Source organism: Micromonospora sp. NPDC048063 (genome assembly GCF_043202855.1).
Classification (GTDB): domain Bacteria; phylum Actinomycetota; class Actinomycetes; order Mycobacteriales; family Micromonosporaceae; genus Micromonospora.
The window spans coordinates 42,240-60,803 of sequence record NZ_JBIDBG010000024.1 but is presented as its reverse complement, the minus strand read 5'-3'; the positions used below and the strand labels follow the sequence as shown (position 1 = coordinate 60,803).

The following is an 18,564-nucleotide window of genomic DNA, read 5'->3' as shown; positions in this document are numbered from 1 at the left end:
CAAGACGGCAAGCGAAGGAGCAGCGTCGTGACGAAGCGGCGAGCAGCGGTAGGCATCGAGTGGAAGACGTTCTGGGCCGTGGTCGCGCCGTTCTTGTCGGCGGTGTGGGTGGTGGTGTGGCTGGTCACCGGTGCGCAGGTGTGGATCGCGGGGCTGGCCACGGCGCTGCTGGCGGCGGCAGCCGCGTTCGGCGCGAAGACGTTGGTGCGGATCAGCCCGATGTTCGCCCGCCTCGGTGAGCCGGCGAAGGCCCGGGTCGTGGGGTGGCTGGTGGCGGCGGTGACCGTCTACGCCGCCTGGTCGACCCTGGCGGTGTCGGTGCCGGAGATGTGGCCGGTGTGGGCCCTGGTCCTGCCGGCGCTGGGCGGCATCACGTGGGTGATGGCGCGGGCGCACGAGTACCTGCTGCGGTACGCGCCGCCGCCGGCCGCCCCGACGCAGGTGGCGCTGACTGCGACCGCACAGGGGCACCTCGCGGTGAGCGCCGAGGACCTGGCGGGCCCGCGTGAGGGTGAGCCGCATCTGGCGTGGCTGCTGCGCCTGGCGGTGCGCCGCGCCGGGCTGGAGTGGCTGCGCGTGTCCAACCCGCAGATGGTCGGCCCGGCCGATGCGCCGTTCGGAGCGAAGATCGAGGCGTGGGCGCCCATCGAGCTGCGCCGCGTGATCAACGGCAAGGTCCGCGTCGAGCAGGCCCCGCGACTGGACGACCACGACGCCCGCCGCATCGCCCTGGCCCTGCGTGACATCACCCGCCGCGACATCGCCCCTGACTGGGTGTCCATCAGCGAGGACCCGGGCCGCGTCGGCGTCTACACGATCCAGGCCAACACCGAAGACGTCATGAAGCGGATCCGCCCCTACCGAGAGCGCGTCGACGAGCTGGTCGACGCCGCCGGTCGGCCGATCTGGCGGCGGATCGCGGAGCCCTCGTACGCGCTGTGGGGCATGGACGGCATGCCCATCGGCGTCGACGTCGCCCGCCACGCCTGGATCCTCGGCGCGTCGACCGGCGGCAAGAGCGCCTACATCCACCGCGAGTGGGCCGACGTAACCCGCTGCGAGGACGCCCTGATCTGGGTAGCCGGCACCCGCAAGCTCTACGACCTGGTCGGACAGTGGCTGGAGCCCTACCTCGGCACCGATGTGCGTCCGCCGCTGGACTGGGTCCGCGCCGACGCCGAAGGCGTGCTGCAGATGCTCATCGCCGCGATGGAGATCGCTCGCTGGCGCCAGGACCAGCCCTTCTCCGCTCGCCACGGCTTCAAGCGGATTCTGATCTACATTGATGAGGCGTCGTTTGCCCTGAACACCAAGGCCAAGGTGCGCTACGACGGGGCCGAGGTCACCGCCGGTGACATGTACGCCGAGTGCACCAAGGCCGTCGCCTCCGCCGGGATCTACCTGATCGCGGCCACCCAGCGCGGGGTGCACCACCAGTTCGGCGACGCCGGCGGCGACGCGTCGGCCAACATCGGCCGCGAGATCGTGCTGATGTCCGGCGACGAGCAGGAGGCCGGCCGGGTCACCGGCAACTACAAGCTGCCCCCGCTGCGCCACCGCGGCGAGTGCTACGCCCGCCTCGGCGACGGCGACCCGGTCCGCGCGAAGATCGAGTACGTCCAGACCTGCGACCCCAGCAAGCCGGTCCTGCACGACGGCCCGAAGGTCGACGAGATTTCGTGGAATCGCCGCTTCCACCAGCGTGAGCTGGACGCCGGGTCGGCGCAGGCCGCCGGCCCGATCTACGCCGGCCGGCACCAGCTCGTCACCGACGACTACCTGGCCGACCTGCGCAGCGCCCGCGCCCGCAGCAAGAAGGCGCAGGCCAGCACCCCGGAGCGTGACGCCGCCCAGGCCATGTCCTCGGCCGTCGCCTCGATCTTCAGCAAGCTCGGCGGCAAGCCCCTCGCGCCGGCCACCCCCGCGCCGGCCGCCAGCGAGGCCCCGGCCGCCGAGCCGGTGGAGCCGACGCCGCTGGCCGGGTACCGGACCCGCGCCGACCGGGTCGAGGCGGCGGTGCGCCTGATCTGGCGCACCAAGAGCAAGGCGGCCACGCCGAAGGACATCCTCGCCGTGCTGATGGAGGGCGGCGACGACACCGCGACCCCGCAGTTGGTGTCCAACGCGCTGACGCAGCTGGGCCAGCAGGGGCGCCTCGTGCGGCCGTCGAACCCGGACGGGCGGCCGGTGACGGGGCAATACCTGCCGCCCGAGGCCGCCACCACCACCGTCACGGCCAGTAACGCATAACTCCTCATAACCGTGGGGCCACTCCCCCCGGCAAGGGGCCCCTATGCAGGGGCCTACCCCCCTCCCCCACGCCTGTTATGAGCCCGCCTGTTAGGTCACCGTCCGTATAGGAGAGCCCCATGTCCCGGGTCGCCGAACTGGAGTCCGAGATCCGCCGCCTGACGCGCCAGCGCGACGCGCAGCCGCCGGACACCCTCTACGCGCTGACCCACCAGCAGCGCATCGACGTGCTGTCGGTCGAGCTGATGGCGTGGCAGCTCGACGCCGCTCGGATGCGCGCCGCCGAGGACGCCATCCGCGCCGCCGGCCGCCGCCGCCACCGCGCCCACACCGGCCGCCGCCGCTGGCCGGCCGTCGCCGGCGCGAGCGGTCTGCTCGGCGGCGTGGCCACCGCCGGGCACCTCGCCGCCGACGCCGGCGGCCCGCCCCTGATCGGCGGGGTGCTGCTCACCGCGGCGGCGGCGGCGCTGGCGCTGACCGCCGCGGAGCGTGCCCACGACGCCCGCGAGGCTGCCGCCGCTGAGGCGGACATGCACGCCGCCCAGCACCAGTACGCCGCTGTCGTGGCCAGCCACGCCCGCGCGATTACCCCGGTCCGCCCCCTTGCCATCCACCACCAGGAGACGTCATGCGCCAGCCCGCAGCTCCCGGCAACGAGCCGGTCCACCGCCATCAGCACGACTCCGGCCTCTGGCCCCGCCGCTGCTGCGACCGCTGGCCGCCCGCCAACCGCGTCACGACCATCGGCACCGTCCTCGCCGACCGCCGCCGCCTGATGCACACCGCCAGCTACACCGCCTGGCTCCTGCTCGCCCTGGCCGCTGTCGTCGGCGTGCACGCGCTGCTGCTGCCGGCCACCACCGCCTGGGCCGGCGCCCACGGCATCTGGGGCTGGGCGCTGTGGACGGGCTGGGCCGCCGGATCCCTCGCCGCCGTGGGCCAGGGCGTGCTCGCCCGCCGCCGCTCCCGCACCGCCCTGTACGTGCTGCACGCCGCCGCCGCAGCCGCCGTGCTGATGGGCATCGCCGCCCCCGGCGGATGGACCCAGGCGCTCACCGCGACCGCCGGCACCGCCGGCGCGTGGCTGGTCGCCATGCTCGCCGCCCGCCGCTGACCACCGTCCGCTCGAACCCACCGAAGGAGAACCGCCGCGCACCCTTTCCGCCCGCCCGTCGATAGCACTCGCTGAGGAGGATTCATGACCACCACGACCACCGCCGCGCCGATCACCACCCCGGTGCGGCTGTACCTGAGCGACAACGACCCCGAGGCCCCCCGCATCGTCGCGCGGGTCGTGACCGGCTGGCCGGTCGCGCCCGGCCTGGCCGTCAACGTCACCGTCGACGACGACGGACAGCGCCTCGACGGCCGCTACAGCCTGACCCACCTGCCCAGCGGCCAGGCCATCGCCCAGAAGCTGTGCGCCCGCCACGTCGACCAGGCCGCCGTCGCCGCGATCGCCACCGGCGTCGACTGGACCGACGACGCCGAGCAGATCGTCGCCGACGAGCACACCGTCTCGCTGCGCCCCGGCCTCGCGGTCTGGGACTGGTGCGGCTACGACGACGCCTGCCGACCCGAGGCGTACCCGCGCCCCGACTCCCCCACCTACAACCCGACCAGCCGATAACGCCGCGCGGGCGGCCCCCCTGCCTACCAAGCCCGGGGCCGCCCGCCACCCCACTCAGCCCGCATTGAGCCAGAGGAGCACCCTCATCGTGCCTGATCCCGGAGACCCGACCTACCTCGGCGTCGCGTACGCCAGCACCTACGAGCCGCGCAGCCCACATGGCCCGCGTCGCCACTTCTGCATCCCGACCGCCGGTGCCTTCGCGGTGCTGGTCGAGATTTCCACCAGCCTCGCCAACAGCACCTCGCGCTGCACCGGCTGCGGCACCACCGACGCGGACTTCAGCGAGCTGGAGATCCTCGCCCGCGCCGGCGCGCACGCCTCCGCCTGCGGCCGGGGCACCGCCACCGCCGCTCTGGACGCCGAGATCGCCACCGTGCGCGCCGAGATGCTGCGCGTCGACCCCAAGGCCGCCGGCTACCTCCAGATGGCCGGGGTGCTGCTCGGCGCCGGCCTCGCGGTGCTCGGCGGCGCCGGAGCCACCGGCCGCCTGCCCACCGCCGCCTTGTGGGCCGGCGCGGGAACCGCCGCGGTGGTGCTGACCGCCGTGGTGCTGCTGCTGACGGTCTCCTGGCCCCGTCTCGGCGGTGACTTCGGGTTTCCCATCTACGCCGACTGCGACGGCGCCCAGGACGTGCTCGCCCGCCTCGTCGCCGGCAACGCCGACCAGGTCGCGCAGATGACTCCGCTGGCCCGCGCCCGCGAGCTGTGGTGGCGCTCCCGCACCCTCCGCGCCAGGTATCGGGCCATCTCTCGCGCGGTGCCGCTGCTGCTCGCCGGGTACGCCGGTGCCACCGTCACCGCCGCCCTGGCGATCTGGGCCCGGTGAGCACCATGCCCCACCGCCCGTTCGAGCTGCTCGTGCTCGGCACCACCGACGAATACCGCCTCGACGTCGTCACCGACCCCGAGCCCGACAACCCCCAGTTCGTCACCTACTTCACCGCCGTCGACCTCGACGCCGCGTGCCGCCAGGCGCAGCGGCTGCTCGACGCCATCGACGGCCCCACCGACCGCTACGGCGAGCTGTACGCCCACGACGGAGACGGCGCCGCCGTTTACTGCGACACCATTCACCGGCCCGAGTGACCATTCAAAGCGCGCGAATGGGCGGCCCCATTGTCCGGGCCGCCCATTCGGCTGCATGTATTCAAATTTTCTTTGCCATAAATCCCGCCCGGCTCGTGATGGTATGTCCAGATTTGCGGGAGGGATCTACACAGGACCCCCAGGGATCCCTGGTTTCGGCGCGTGTTGGGCCCCCTGCACGGCCGAACGCCGCCGTAAGATCCACGGGTTATAACCACGATCTGATCTTGAGGGAGCGCCCGCGCTCAACCCCTAACTCCACAAAAAAACAGAGCCCCAAACCCCTCTCGTTTGGCCGCGGTGAGGGTTTGAGGCTCTTCACAAGCTCGGAGGACACCATAGCACCCACCTCCGGGCTGGGTGCACTCTTGTCTCTCGACACCTTTTCGGCGTGTCGCGGCGACGCCTATGCGCGCCCAGTCCCCTCGCATGATGCTTCCGCGATCGCGGTGCCGCGATGATCACGGCACCGAACTTGACCACGCTGGCCGCCGACCGGGTGGCCGCGACCGGGCACTGCCCGGTCTGCGCCGCTGTCGGTCGGGCGGTGCTGGCTGCTCCTGGCCGGGAGCGGTGCACGGTGCACCTGGCCCGCCCGGCGGTGTGGGTGGAGACGACTCGTACCGGGCAGACCCGGCTGGCTGCTCCGACGGGTGCTCGAGTGCGGGTGGTGCACCCGACGGGTGTGCAGACGCCGTGCGTGTCGTGTGCGGCTGCTGGCCGGGACACGCAGGGCCTGCCGCGTGACGGTGACGAGTCGGATCCGCTGTGCATTCCGTGCTGGCGTAGTCGTGGTGAGCGGGAGCAGCGCCGCCAGGCGGCCGAGCTGCGCGCCGCCGTGGACGTCGTCGACGACGTCGATCCGGCCTGCGCGGCGTGCGGTGAGCCGGATCCGTCGCCGACGTGCTGGCTCTGTGGATACTCGTGGCTGGCCGCCGCCCGCGCCGCGTTCGAGCGGGACCAGGCCGCCGAGGCCGCCGCCGTCGAGCAGCGGTTCGTGCTCCTGGCCGAGCGTGCCGGGGCCGACGACCGGGTGGCCGAGTTGGCCGCGTGGGTGGATCGGCTGCGTACCACGGTGGAGTCGTACGCCGCCGGTGGCGGTCGCGGCCGTGCGGTGGAGCTGCTTGCGGACCTTCTCGCTCGGGATGCGGCGGCGCGGGTGTCCAGGCGTGGCCGCCCCCCGATGCTGCCCAGGGTCGCCGGCGTGCTGGCCGTCGACGCCGACTACCGCTCCGGCCGTCGTGCCCTGCCTGGCCGCGCCCGCTCGGCGGAGCTGGCCGACTGCACGCCCCGCGCGGTCACCGCGGCGTGGGCCCGGTGTGAGGCTCTCGGGTGGGCGGTGCGGACCCGGCAGGGCCGCCGGCTGTCCCTGGCCCAGCGCACCGAGTTGGGCCGGTACAACGACCGCGCCGAGTTCGACCTCGCGCCGGTGCATCGTGACCCGGCCGCCCGCGCCCCCTACGTGCCCCTCGCTCTGCTGGTGCTCGACGAGCTGCTGCAGCACGCCCTGGCGCTCCTGGCTGCCGCACAGGACGACGTTGACGCGCTCGTCGCCCGTACCGCCGACGTGGTCGACCACGCCGCGCTCGCCCGCCGCGTCCAGCTACGCCAAGCCGCCGAGCGGGCCCGCGAGGTGCTCCTGACCGACGTCGAGTCCATCGCCGCCGCCCAGATCGAGACCGGGAATTTCTTCCCCCCCCGCTTGGCGTCTCAAGGTGAGTACTTAAGTTCCTGCTTGTCTCGGGGTTTTGCTCAGCCTCCATCGATCGCTCACTCCACGCCGGGGGAGCCGAGTCGGGGGAAGATTGGCGCTTCGCGCTCACCAGCAGAACGAGCGCCACGATCCGTACGGCGTCCTAGGCCAATCGAGAGGGCGTGTGCGCCGTTACGACGGTCCCGGCCCACTCCGCAGTGGGCCGGATGGGCGTACAACCTGGCACGGGCCGCACAGCGGGCCTTCGAGTGGCTGGAGGCGGCGTCCCTGCCCCGGGTGGCGGCAACCCTGGGGTCTCGGCTCGGTCCGGACTGGACGATGCCGGACCTGCTCGACTGGATTCGGCAGAGCCGTGGCGGCCGGGAGTTGCTCGACGCGCCGAACCGGCCGCTGGGCTACCTACGGTCGCTGCTCGACGAGTCGCTGACCGGCGACGTCGAGCCGCCGCACCCGGCCCGCCGCTACGACGCGCACCGCGACCAGGTCGCTGCCGCGCGTCGGCGCGACGTCGTCGACCAGGCGGCCGCGGTGGCCACCGCCCGAGATGCCGCCCGCGTCGAGTGGCACCGCCGCGAGCAGGCCCGCCAGGCCGAGCGCGCCGGGCCCGGCACCGGCCGCCACGCGGCCCTGGCCGCCGCCCGCGCCGCCGCGCGTGGCGACCACGCCACCGCTCGCGCCATCGCGGCCGCCGACGCGCAGGACTGGCCGGCGGTTGCCCAGCCGGGCGCCGGCCTTCCCCCGACTCTGGACCACTAGCCCCGCACCACCCCGGTACCTCAGTACGACCCGGCCCCTGAAATCGCCTCTGCGGCGATCTCAGGGGCCGTTTTTTGCGATCATTACATCACAAGATCACATAGTATCTACTTTCTAAAATTAGATAATCGTTTCTACTTCCCAGAAATAGAAAGCCGGGTAAGATGGGGGCATGACGGAGACGAGTACGGCAGCCGCGCCCCGGGGCGTGCAGCCGACCTGCAAGTACGACCAGCGGCCCCTGGCCTACGCGGGCAAGGGCCGCCCGCCGGAGTTCTGCCCTGATGACGACCGGCGCCACCCGGGCGGGAAGTCCTGCCGGCAGATGTACGCCGAGCAGCGGCAGGCGGAGCTGGCCGCCGGCCTGGACAAGCCCCTGGCCGCGTATCGGGAGGCGACGGCGCGGGTGTTGCCGGCCGTGCAGGCCCTCGCCGGCGAGCTGGGCACGGTGGTGGACGCGATGCGCGACCTGGACGGCTCGGCGGTGGCCCGGGTGGAGCAGGCCGAGGTCGCCGCCGTGGCCGCCGTGCAGCGCGCCCAGAGCGCCGAGGACGACCGCGACAAGGCCCTGCGTGACGCTCGTGCCGCCCGCGCGGAGGCGGCCACCGCGGTGGAGGCCCGCAAGGTCGCCGAGCGGCGGGCCCGTGACGCCGAGGCCGAGGCCGAGCGCGTCCAGCGTGACGCGTGGCGGCAGGTCGCCGACGCTCGCGAGGCCCAGGGCCGCGCCGAGGCCGCCGCCGGCGAACGCGCCCAGGCCGTCATCACCGAGATCGGCCGCCGCGAGGCCGCCGAGCAGCGCGCCGCCGACCTCACCGACCAGCTCAAGACCCTGCGCCGCGAACTCACCGACGCTCAGGCCGAGGCCCGCAGGACCGACAAGGCCCTGCGGGCGGAGGTCACCCGCGCCGAGCGGGCCGAGGCCACCATCGCCACCGTCACCACGGAACGCGACGCCGCTCGCGCCGACGTCGCCCGCCTCGTCTCCGAGGTGGACACCGTCCGCGCCGAGCTGGCCGACCTGCGCAACCAGCTCACCGACGCGACCGTCCGCGCCGCCGCCGAGGCCGCCCGCGCCGGCGCCATCCAGACCGCCGCTGACGCCGCCACCGCCGAGCGGCGCGCTGCCGAAAAGGCCCTCTTCGAGGCCCTCGGCGAGCTGAGCCATCAGCAGGCCGCCACCAGCTCCGCCATCGACCGGGCCCAGCGCGCCGAGGCCCGCGCCGAACACCTGCAGGCCCAGCTCGACCAGGCCCGCACCGACCGGCCGGGCGGCAAGCGGTGAGCGCCGCCCCCCGACGTTGACGCACAGCCCCGGTAGCGGACCTACCCCGTGGGCCATCGGCGCGTCCGGTGCCCCGGCGGGAGTGGCCCGACCGGACCACGTGGGGGCGGGCCCTGCCCTCGAAAGCCGGCCGCCCCACCACTCTTCTCCCGAAGGAGCTGACCATGAGCCGCGCCCGATACGACCAACTCCAGCAGGACGCCACCCGACGTCGGCACGCCGCCGAGGACCAGGTGCTCAAGGCTGCCGACGAGCTGCGCACCGAAGACGACAGCATCACCGCCCGGATCGGCCCTTGGGGACCAACGGCAGTGGATCCGGCGCTAAGCCATAGCGTGCCTGGTCAGCCTCGCGACGACGGCTCTGACGCGGTCGCGCGGTCGGTGCGGATGTTGCGGTAGATCGTCATGGGGGTGACGCCGCAGGAGGTGGCGATCTCGGCCATCGTGAACTGGCGGCTGTCGTACATGCGTTGCGCCTTGTTGATCAGGGCTGGTGTCATCTTCGGCTTGCGGCCGCCGGTGCGGCCACGGGCGCGCGCGGCGGCGAGGCCGGCGAGAGTGCGTTCTTTGATGAGGGCGGCTTCATATTCGGCCATGAGGGCGAACATGCCGAAGACGAGCTTGCCGTGCGCGGTGGTGGGGCCGACCGGTCACCCGCCGCAGCGGCGACGGCGTCTCCCTCTACCTGCGCGCCGCCACTCCCCACCGGTACGCCACCAGACAGAAGGCAGAGATCGTGACCGACATCGACAACGCCGCAGCGACGTACGACCAGGACCACCGGCGGCTTCCCGGCGGCGGGTTCACCTGCGAGCGGCCGGACTGCACCCACGTCAACGGCCGAGCCGAGCTGATCGAGCGCGACCGGGCTCAGGAACTGGCCGACGTCGGCCAACAGCCCCCGATCCCGGCCTCGGACCGCACACCCGGCCCGGCACCCCTTCTGAGTGCGCGACGTCGCTGTACGCGATGGTATGACAGGAGTAGCCTGATCAGTATGACAAAGCGCCGAGTGACCGTCTCCGTGCCCGAGGACGTGGCCGAGACCCTGGAGCAGCAGCCCAACGCCTCCGCGTACGTCGCCCAGGCCGTCCGCGACCGCAGGCGCATGGACGAGTTCCGTGCGCTGATGGCCGATGCCGGGGTGCAGCTCACCGAGCAAGGCATGGCCGAGGCCCGTGCCCGCCGGCTACAGGTGCAGGCCCAATGGCCCCAAGAGCGCTACGACGCCGTACGCGACCGGGTGCGCCAACACATGCAGGATGAGGCGGACGACGCCAGCCGGCCGGCCGCGTGAGCGCCGAGGACGAGCAGCGCCCGGTCACGCTGGTGCTGGACCGCTCAGCGCTGCTGGCCTACCCGTACTCGATCCACGTCGGGGAACCCATCGGTGAGGCCATCACCGATGGCCAGCGCTTCGGCGTCACCGCCGTTACTGCCGCTGAGGCCCTGGAGCTGGCCGCCGACGCCAAGCACCGAAAGTACCTGTACCGGCTGCTCAGCCACGACTCCTGTGCACGGCTGCCCACCCGGGGCGAGTCGTGGCAGGAACTGTCCTACTGGCGTGGGCTCACCGGCCGCGTCGACCTGGCCGCGACGGTGATGGCCGCCCTGGAGCACCGAGCATCGATCCTGACCAGCGAGGGCAACCGGTACGGGCCCGAGGGGCACCTACCGGTCATCCACATGCCCGCGTAACCGCAGGCCACAGCGAGCCAGCATCAAAGGAAGCACCCGTGCCCCCCAGCAACTCGGGGACACGGGTGCTCTCGTTGGCTCGACGTCGACCAGGCCGCCTCGCCAAGCCCGCCGAGGTCGCAGGCCGCCGGTAGGAGCCGTCCCGAGACGGGGTATATAGCAGCGGCCCCCGGAAGACTGCATCCCCGGGGGGCCGCTGGTATGCCCAACGCCTACTGCGTCGCTTCCTGGCTGTCCGATGCCTTCAGGAGGAGGTTTGCCAGGGTTCGAAGATCCTCGGGCGTCATCTCCGCCCGTAGTGAATCCGCGACCTTCTCAGGAGTTCCGCCCAGGCGCCTGATGGCAGAGGCTGCTGCCGATTTTCGTGGGCGCTCACTCTTCTCGCTGCTGCCCTCAGAGCTCGCAGAGTCGGCAGTCCCGTTAACCGCGGTTAATTTTGGCTCGACCGTGGGCTGCTGTCGCTGACGCAGTTCGTCAAGCTGATCTGCGAGGGGAACTTGGTGGAGGTCCCGGACATCTCGGAGAGGTACCGCGCCGGACCTCAGCATCGCTTGCAGCTCTGGCGCTAGCTTTAGCAGATTGAGTCGTTGAGTCACCCAAGCCGGGGTGCGGGACAGTCGCTCGGCGGCGGCCTTGCCCGTCCCGCATTCCTGCACCAAGAGCTGAACCGCACGGGCCTCCTCGATCGGGTCCAGGTTCTCCCGATCGAGGTTCTCGGCCGCAGTGGCACTGACCCATGCCTGCCGGCTCTCGGCCAAGCTGTTCTTGACGACGATGTCCAGCGTCGGCTGGTTCGCCAAGAGCGCGGCAGCGCGGCGCCTGCCGCCGGTGACCTGAACCCAGGTCGCCCTGCCGATGGCAGCCTCGTACTCCGGATAAATACGCAGGAAGGCTTCCCGGGATACCACCGCACACGGCTGGAGCTGACCGTGCGTGCGCATCGAGTCCGCAATGCTCTCGATTTTCGCGTTGTCGGCGTCAAGGTCTCGGGTGTTCAGTGGGTTGGCCGCGACCTGCTGCACGCGAGCCGTGCGTGGCGCCGACTCGGCAAAGGTCGGAACCCGTGCCTCAGGAAGCGCTGGCTCGGTGGCGAGGTCCGACAGGTTGACTCGCTTCCCTGCCACGTCAGACCTCCTGAAGGTTTGGCGCGCCGGCCTGTGACGGGATTGGCGCCGCCCCGCCGTAGCCCATCTCCAGCGCCAAGCGGAAGAAGTCCTCGCGCGCTTCCATCGCCACGCGGTTCCGCGGGTACTGCGTTACCACCATGCCCTCGGCGGACGCTCGGGAGTGCAGCTTGTACCGGCGGATGACTGTGTTACACATGGGCCAGCCCTTGCGCTGGATGAACTGCGCAGTCTGCTGCAGATCGGGGAGTCCGTCACGCGGGTCCCAGCTGTTGACGACCACCCGGTACGGAATCCCGCGCGGCGCGATAACCGCTTCGATAGTTCTGGTGGTCGGGTCGTAGCAGAGCGGCTCCGGCACCATTGGCACGAGAACGTCATCGCACTCATCGAGCGCGACCTGGAGGATGCGCTCATCCTCGAGCGAGCCCGGCGTGTCAACGAAGATGTGCTCGTAGTGCAGGTTCCGCAGCCTGCGCAGGTCGCGCGGGTCGTCGACCTGGGCGAAGTCGAACGGCAGCCCTCCCTGCTGCTCCACGCGCCGTGACCACCAAACTGACGAGGCTTGGGGGTCCGTGGAGGCAACCATCACCGGGCTCTCCGGATCACCGATTGCCTCGGCGGTCGATTGGAGGATCGGCTCGGGGTTGACCAAGACGTCGTAGGTCACCGCTGCCAAGTTGACGGCGAGGGTGGTTTTACCAACGCCGCCCTTCTGGTTGGCGATGACATGTACCTGAGTCATGACGGGCTCCGTTCCGTTTGCTTCCCCTGGCCGTTTGCGGCCGGGGTACTTCGGATGTCCGCCCATGCTAGGGCGAACTCCGGCCTGCTCAGAAGCCTGGTCCCGTCGGAGAGTGTCTTGGTTAACCGCGGTTAATCGCGTACCTAGCTTCAGTCCATAGTGGGGCCTGGCGGTAGTGGGTAGTTCGGTGCGTCCTTGAGAGGGGAAGTGAGCGGCTGTCGCCCTGGCCCGCACTCGTTGCCACCGCACTCGTCGAGGGCGGTGGCGTTGCTGGCGGCGGTGGTCAGGTGCCGCAGGTTCTCCGGCACGCAGTCCAGCATGGCGGTCAGGCGAGCGGCGTGGGCGGTGGTGGTTACCAGGCACCCGGCGAGGATGCCCATCTTTTGGGCGCTGCCTTCAGAATGTACGTGTGGTCCTCATGTCGACGCGTCGCTGGATCCGCTGGGTCGTGGTGGTGATGTCAGCGGGCGCGGTAGCCGTCCCGGTCGTGCAATTCCTGGTGAAACAAGGTCTGGACCGAGCCGAGAAGATCACCAGCATCGGTTTCGGGCTCCTCGGGTCGGTGGGGCTGGTAGCTAGTTGGCTGACGACGCGACCGGGCAGGAAACCCGAGACCGCAGGAGGGGCGAAGTCGTTGGCTCCCGGGTGTCTGCTGCACCTGCGGGAAGACGGGCAGCCGCCACTGGTCGAGCAGGTCGACCCGCTCGACCTAGGCGTCAAATCCGCCATCGACACCGATGACCACGCCCGCGACCTTCCCCCCTACGTTTCTCGCACCGGTGACGAAAACCTGGAATGGGCCATCGCCGAGGGCGGGATCGTGCTGTTGCATGGCAGGGCAGCCGCCGGTAAGAGCCGCAGCGCTTTTGAGGCCATCCGCCGGCTACGTCCCACTCACCGGCTGCTCGTCCCGGCAGAGCCGGGGGCACTCAGGGAGCTGGTCGAGGCCGGCTATCCGATTAGCGACGCCGTGGTGTGGCTCGATGACCTGGAACGTTTCCTCACACCTGGAGGCGTCGACCAGGCGCTGCTTCAGCGATTGTGCCCCTCCGGGCGGGCCGATGTGGTGCTGGTGGCCACCATCCGCGACGAGGAACTTTCCCGCCTGGACCACGCCGCCACCCGAGGCCGCGATGGCGCAGAACTCGCCGCCGGCATGGACGAGGCTGCCGCCAAGCTGGTGGCCCAGATCCGCGGCCGACGCCGAATCCCGGTTGGCCAGCATCTCACCGACCAGGAACGTACAGCCGCCGAGACCACCGGCGACGACCGGATTGCCGCCGCGCTGGCCGCCGAAGTTGGGTTCGCCGAATACCTCGCCGCCGGTCCGGCGATGATGCGCCGCTGGTCCATCGGCGACGGACCCATGTTCGAGGTCGGACAGGCCCTCATTAGTGCGGGGGTGGACTGCCGCCGCGCCGGCTACACCGTCCCGGTCTCCCGCGACATCCTGGCCAAGCTCTACCGCCCCTACCTGTCCCCCGCCTGGAGACACCGCGCCGACCTGCCCACCATTGGTGAAGGACTCGCATGGGCGTGCGAACGTGTCCTTGGTGCCAACTCCTGCCTGCTGCCCCACGAGAGCGACACCTACACCGCCTCTGACTACCTGCTCGACCGCACCACCACCGGCCAAGGCCCTCTTGCCACCACCCCAGTCCCCGACCACGTCTGGACCACCCTGCTCGCCATTGCCACTGCCCGCCAAGCTGCCAACATCGGCGTGCAGGCCTACACCCCACGGCCAGACGTCGCCGAACAAGCCTGGCGTACCGCCGCCGACACCGGCCACCCCGGGGCGATGTTCTACCTGGGGGTTCTGTTTTCCGGGCGTGGTGAGGAGCAGGAGGCGGAGCGGTGGTATCGGCGGGCGGCCGACGCCGGCGAGACCGTGGCGATGAGCAACCTGGGGGTTCTCCTTGCCGGGCGTGGTGAGGAGCAGGAGGCGGAGCGGTGGTATCGGCGGGCGGCCGACGCCGGCAACGCCGGGGCGATGAACAACCTGGGGGTTCTGTTTTCCGGGCGTGGTGAGGAGCAGGAGGCGGAGCGGTGGTATCGGCGGGCGGCCGACGCCGGCGAGACCGAGGCGATGAGCAACCTGGGGGTTCTCCTTGCCGGGCGTGGTGAGGAGCAGGAGGCGGAGCAGTGGTTTCGGCGGGCGGCCGACGCCGGCAACGCCGGGGCGATGAACAACCTGGGGGTTCTCCTTGCCGGGCGTGGTGAGGAGCAGGAGGCGGAGCAGTGGTATCGGCGGGCGGCCGACGCCGGCGACACCGAGGCGATGTTCAACCTGGGGGTTCGGTTTGCTACTAAGCGTGGTGATGGCCGGGAGGCGGAGCGGTGGTATCGGCGGGCGGCCGACGCCGGCGAGACCGAGGCGATGAACAACCTGGGGGTTCTCCTTGCCGGGCGTGGTGAGGAGCAGGAGGCGGAGCAGTGGTTTCGGCGGGCGGCCGACACCGGCAACACCAGGGCGATGAACAACCTGGGGATTCTGCTTGCCGAGCGTGACGACGGCGAGCAAACCAGGCGGTAGCACCATCCGTGCCACCGCCGAGCGAATGCCTGGCCTCGATGTGATCCGACAACTGATGTACGACGCAGCTCCGCCAGGTGATGCGCGACAGATCCAGCAAGCCCGGGCGACAGGCCTCGCCGTAGCTTCCGGACCAAAACAACTCCAGCCCTGGTCAGGGGCCCTGCGCGAACGCCTGGAGCCCAGGATTGTCATTTCATCTTTGACCAGCGCTGAAGTTGTTTTTGGTCCGGAAACTACGGGCGGGCCAATCAGGCGGTGGTGGCGAGGGGCTTTACCAGAGCGAAGCCTGTTCGTCGGGCGACAGTGCGGTCGGCTTGGCGACCTTGCGAGCGGCGGGGTCCACCGGAAGGACCCCGGCCTGTTCCAAGGCGGGGCCGGTTACCAACGGGCCGGTGATGATGTCGGCGAGGATTGCCGCCTGGGCGGGTTCCAGGTCGATGAGCAGTCCCAGCACGTTGAGCAGGTCGATTAGCTCGATGGTGTAGTCGTCAGGCCAGTGGTCGAGTTGGATGTCGTTGAGCGCAGAAACCCGGCGGTCCCCGATCACCGGCCGTTCTCGGGTACGTCGGCGGTAGCTGAACCACTTGTCCAGCACGTTGACCCCAGACACCTCGTAGGCGCGCATCTGCGGGGTGACGTTACCGATCCGGCCGGTGCCAACGATCAGCTCGTGCTTGTCGGCGTCGTAGCCGAGTCGACCGTCGGGCATCTGCTCCGGGGCAGAGGGGATGGGGTGCCCGGCGAGTACCTTCGGCGCGGTGTCCCGGTCCAGGCGTGGGCTACGCCGGGGCCTGCCGGCTGCCGGGTTGTGGTAGCGCTGGCCGTAGCTGTGCAGCCAGAGCACTCGCTCGCCCGTCTCGACGGCCCGGCGGAACAGGTCGGGGTCGGCGGTGAGCGGGACGCGGATGCCGGGGGTGCTCAGGTCCTCGGCGAACGTCGTCGGGAAGGCGGGGTGCGCGAGCACGACGGCCAGGTAGGCGAACAGGTCCGCGGGGCGGACAGGGTTGCCGTAGGTGCGGGTGAGCAGTTCCAGCAGGCCGGGCACCACGTTGGAGGCCATCCCGTCCCGGTCCAGCCACAACGGATAGGCCCTGCCGCCACGTCCGTGGTAGTGGTCCAGGTCGGGCATCTCCCCGGTGAAGGTGACCGCAGGTCCGCTCGTCGGTGCGACGGCACGGATCGCGGTCAGGTAGACCTGCCGCTCCGAGCGCAGCGACCACAGGGTCGGGTTGGGTTGGTTAATCAGGCGCTTGTCCGGAATGATCCACTGGCGGTCGAAGGACCGGTAGCCGATTCGCACAGGCGGTGGGCAGGGGTCGGTCTCGTCACCGATCGGCGTGCGGGTGGCCGGGAAGCCCGGCAGTCCTTCAGCGAGGACAGTGTCCACCCTTCGGTCGCGCTTGTGTTCGGACAGCAGCATCGGCTTGTCCGCCGGCTTCGCCGTGGTCAGCGCGTGCCAGCGTTGGCGCAGTGTCTCCTGGTCCGGCGCGATCACCCAGGTCCGGCCGGGCATGGTCCCGGACCCGGAATAGCGCAGCAGGTCATCGAGGCTGGGGAAGCTGCTCCACTGGTCGCCGCCCGGGGGTAGGAACGGTGCCCGCCAGTCGTCGGGGCAGTCCAGCCAACCCTCACCAGTGAGGGTGACGGCACCGAGGGCGGTGAGCTTGTCCGACCGGTGGCCCTTGGGCAGGCTACGGAACCGTACCCGAGCCGGCTGGTCGGCGGTGGTCGACTCGTCGCGGGCGGCGAGCACGATGCAGACCGGCTGCTGAACGCCCTGGAAGATCCGGGTGTTGGCGTCGGCCTGGTGGCCATCGGGGGTGCAGTCGATGACCCAGATCTGGTCGGCCGTGCGGCGCAGGTAGTCACGCATCCGCTGGAAGCCCGGCCCGTCCAGGAACCCGGAGAGGGTGATGAAGCAGACGACGCCGCGGCGGGCCTCGGGGTGGTGGTCGAAGACCTTCCAGGTGGCCCACCGCCAGAAGTAGACGTACGGGTCGTAGAGGTGCTTGACGTGCGCGCCCACACCCCAGTCGGCGGGCGGAATGAAGTCCGCCAGGGGTGCCCGCTGGCCCACGTCCTTGTTGCCGGACTCGATCCACCCGCCCTTGCCCCGGGACTTGTTCTTGTACGGCGGGTTCCCGAGCACCACGAGGACCGGCTCTTCCCGCTTGATCTTGTTCGCGGCGCGACGTGACCGGGCAATCGGCTCGTACCAGGAGCCGAAGCCCTGCTCCTCCACGAACGGATTCGCCAACGTGTTAGTCACGTAGGTGCGAAGGGATCCCTCCGGCAGATCATGTGCCCCGAGGTCGGCCAGCTCCGCCAGCAGCCGCAACTGCGCCACCGCGAACGGCCCGAGCTGGATCTCGAAGCCGACCAGACGCGACAGCACGGCAGAGACGCCGGCCGGCACAGCACCCTCACCACGGTCCTCGGTGATGCGCTCCGCGATAACCCGAAGCACTTCCAACAGGAACGTCCCGGTACCCAACGCAGGGTCAATCAACGTGACGTTGTTGCTGGCCAACCCGTCGTGCAGGTCCAACCGGTCCCGCAGCACCTCGTCGACCAGCCCCGTCATGGCCCGCACCACCTCGACTGGGGTGTAGTAAGAGCCCGTTCTGCGGCGCAACGCGTTGTCGTACTCGGCGAGGAAGTCCTCGTAGAAGTAGAGCCAGACGTCCGTCTCCCCCCGGGAGATCGTCGGCCAGTCCACGGCACCCAGCACACGGCTCAAGGTGGCCACCGAGGTCGCCAGGGAAGCGTCCCGCACCACCGGGTCGGTCAACACCTCCAACGCCTTGCCGATCAGAGAGTGCCGGTCCGCCAACTTCCTGGCCGCCCCGTCGAGCCCTCCGGCCAGACTCACCCCTTGAACCCGCGCCAACAGCAGACCGAACGTGACCGTCTGGGCGTACCCGTCAGCGAACTCCTCGTGCGTTGCCTCCGGGAACAGCAGGTGACGCCAATCGTCGTACAGCCCCGTCAGCGTCGGATCCGCCCGGTCGAGCTGCTCAGCGACCTCAGCCCGCAGCAGACGACACAGCCGAGCGGTCACCTCCGCCAACTGCTTCGCGCTACGCGGCGGGACCGGCGCCCACGAGAAGAAGTCCTGGAACAGGGCCAGCAGCTGAGGCGGCGCGGCCAGCGCCTTACCGCTCGCGCCGATATCCCCGGTCAGGTGAACCACCTGACCGACCAGCTCCCCGTTACGCCACAGAGAGAACGAGTCACCATCGGAATAGATCAAGTTCGGCAGCGCCTGAAGCTTGCGCCACTGCTCCTTATCATGGGGGTTCTTAAACCGACGTGGATCCGCACCCTTCCCCGGCGCTTTCAGCTCGACAAACCCGACCAGCCCATGCCGATAGCTCACCGCGAAATCTGGGCGGGTCTTCAGGTCAGCCAGAGACGACTCGCCCACCACCACCAACGCCGCCGGATCGAGCCGACACAGCGCAGCGAGGTCCGCCAGCAGCTTCTCGACCGGACCACGAAGCTGGTCCTCCGGCTCACCCCGCACCGCGACTGCAGCGAGTTTGTCCTTCGCCGCCTTGCCGTAACGCGAGATCGCCGACTCCAGCGTCAGTCCGACCACATCTACCCCGCCCTCTACAGCCGGTCTGGCTTTCGATGCCAGCCGCCGATCATGACGACGCATTATGCTCGCCGCTTCGCCTGTCAGCAGCCCCCCTGGAGCAGACGCTGCCGAAGCTCACCGAGGCTGTCCGG

General features: G+C 70.6%; 15 protein-coding genes. 11 read left to right on the top strand and 4 right to left on the bottom strand.

Annotated elements, in window-relative coordinates:
• Nucleotides 1–27: 27 nt before the first annotated feature.
• From ACGFZ2_RS31880 to ACGFZ2_RS31845, 8 genes are all read left to right on the top strand, one after another.
• Nucleotides 28–2,250: a hypothetical protein gene (locus ACGFZ2_RS31880; RefSeq protein WP_393460234.1), complete on the top strand. Its 2,223-nt coding sequence runs from the start codon at nucleotides 28–30 to the stop codon at nucleotides 2,248–2,250.
• A gap of 119 nt (nucleotides 2,251–2,369) precedes the next feature.
• Nucleotides 2,370–3,026, top strand: a complete 657-nt coding sequence (locus ACGFZ2_RS31875; RefSeq protein WP_393460231.1) for a hypothetical protein — start codon at nucleotides 2,370–2,372, stop codon at nucleotides 3,024–3,026.
• The gene (locus ACGFZ2_RS31870; protein ID WP_393460228.1) at nucleotides 3,026–3,364 is read left to right on the top strand and encodes a hypothetical protein; all 339 of its coding nucleotides are present in this window, start codon (nucleotides 3,026–3,028) and stop codon (nucleotides 3,362–3,364) included. The genes ACGFZ2_RS31875 and ACGFZ2_RS31870 overlap by 1 nt, the downstream gene beginning before the upstream one ends.
• An 84-nt stretch (nucleotides 3,365–3,448) precedes the next feature.
• Entirely contained in the window at nucleotides 3,449–3,880 is a 432-nt protein-coding gene (locus tag ACGFZ2_RS31865) for a hypothetical protein (RefSeq protein WP_393460225.1), read from the top strand.
• 88 nt (nucleotides 3,881–3,968) lie between these two features.
• The gene (locus tag ACGFZ2_RS31860; RefSeq protein WP_393460222.1) at nucleotides 3,969–4,709 is read left to right on the top strand and encodes a hypothetical protein; all 741 of its coding nucleotides are present in this window, start codon (nucleotides 3,969–3,971) and stop codon (nucleotides 4,707–4,709) included.
• A 5-nt stretch (nucleotides 4,710–4,714) separates the two neighbouring features.
• Nucleotides 4,715–4,969 (top strand): hypothetical protein, encoded by a 255-nt coding sequence (locus ACGFZ2_RS31855; protein WP_393460286.1) that lies wholly within the window; start codon nucleotides 4,715–4,717, stop codon nucleotides 4,967–4,969.
• 457 nt (nucleotides 4,970–5,426) lie between these two features.
• Complete coding sequence (locus ACGFZ2_RS31850) at nucleotides 5,427–7,439, top strand: hypothetical protein (protein ID WP_393460219.1); 2,013 nt, start codon at nucleotides 5,427–5,429, stop codon at nucleotides 7,437–7,439.
• A 172-nt stretch (nucleotides 7,440–7,611) separates the two neighbouring features.
• Nucleotides 7,612–8,721, top strand: a complete 1,110-nt coding sequence (locus tag ACGFZ2_RS31845) for a hypothetical protein (protein ID WP_393460216.1) — start codon at nucleotides 7,612–7,614, stop codon at nucleotides 8,719–8,721.
• A gap of 343 nt (nucleotides 8,722–9,064) precedes the next feature.
• Here the strand turns inward: ACGFZ2_RS31845 and ACGFZ2_RS31840 are convergent, their stop codons facing one another.
• The gene (locus tag ACGFZ2_RS31840) at nucleotides 9,065–9,331 is read right to left on the bottom strand and encodes a helix-turn-helix domain-containing protein (RefSeq protein ID WP_393460213.1); all 267 of its coding nucleotides are present in this window, start codon (nucleotides 9,329–9,331) and stop codon (nucleotides 9,065–9,067) included.
• 128 nt (nucleotides 9,332–9,459) lie between these two features.
• Between ACGFZ2_RS31840 and ACGFZ2_RS31835 the strand changes: the two genes are divergently transcribed.
• On the top strand, nucleotides 9,460–10,020 hold the full coding sequence (locus ACGFZ2_RS31835) for a hypothetical protein (protein WP_393460210.1): 561 nt from the start codon (nucleotides 9,460–9,462) through the stop codon (nucleotides 10,018–10,020).
• Nucleotides 10,017–10,421: a hypothetical protein gene (locus tag ACGFZ2_RS31830; RefSeq protein ID WP_393460207.1), complete on the top strand. Its 405-nt coding sequence runs from the start codon at nucleotides 10,017–10,019 to the stop codon at nucleotides 10,419–10,421. Before ACGFZ2_RS31835 ends, ACGFZ2_RS31830 begins: the two co-directional genes overlap by 4 nt.
• A 212-nt stretch (nucleotides 10,422–10,633) precedes the next feature.
• On the opposite strand, the gene ACGFZ2_RS31825 is transcribed toward ACGFZ2_RS31830, so the two are convergent.
• Together ACGFZ2_RS31825 and ACGFZ2_RS31820 are read right to left on the bottom strand one after the other, a co-directional pair.
• Complete coding sequence (locus ACGFZ2_RS31825; RefSeq protein ID WP_393460204.1) at nucleotides 10,634–11,545, bottom strand: ParB/RepB/Spo0J family partition protein; 912 nt, start codon at nucleotides 11,543–11,545, stop codon at nucleotides 10,634–10,636.
• 1 nt (nucleotide 11,546) lies between these two features.
• The gene (locus ACGFZ2_RS31820) at nucleotides 11,547–12,290 is read right to left on the bottom strand and encodes a ParA family protein (RefSeq protein ID WP_393460201.1); all 744 of its coding nucleotides are present in this window, start codon (nucleotides 12,288–12,290) and stop codon (nucleotides 11,547–11,549) included.
• Between the two features lie 418 nt (nucleotides 12,291–12,708).
• Between ACGFZ2_RS31820 and ACGFZ2_RS31815 the strand changes: the two genes are divergently transcribed.
• Entirely contained in the window at nucleotides 12,709–14,826 is a 2,118-nt protein-coding gene (locus tag ACGFZ2_RS31815; protein ID WP_393460283.1) for a tetratricopeptide repeat protein, read from the top strand.
• Nucleotides 14,827–15,100: 274 nt separating this feature from the next.
• Here ACGFZ2_RS31815 and ACGFZ2_RS31810 read toward each other — a convergent pair whose 3' ends face one another.
• Entirely contained in the window at nucleotides 15,101–18,430 is a 3,330-nt protein-coding gene (locus tag ACGFZ2_RS31810) for a type ISP restriction/modification enzyme (protein WP_393460199.1), read from the bottom strand.
• Between the last annotated feature and the right edge of the window lie 134 nt (nucleotides 18,431–18,564).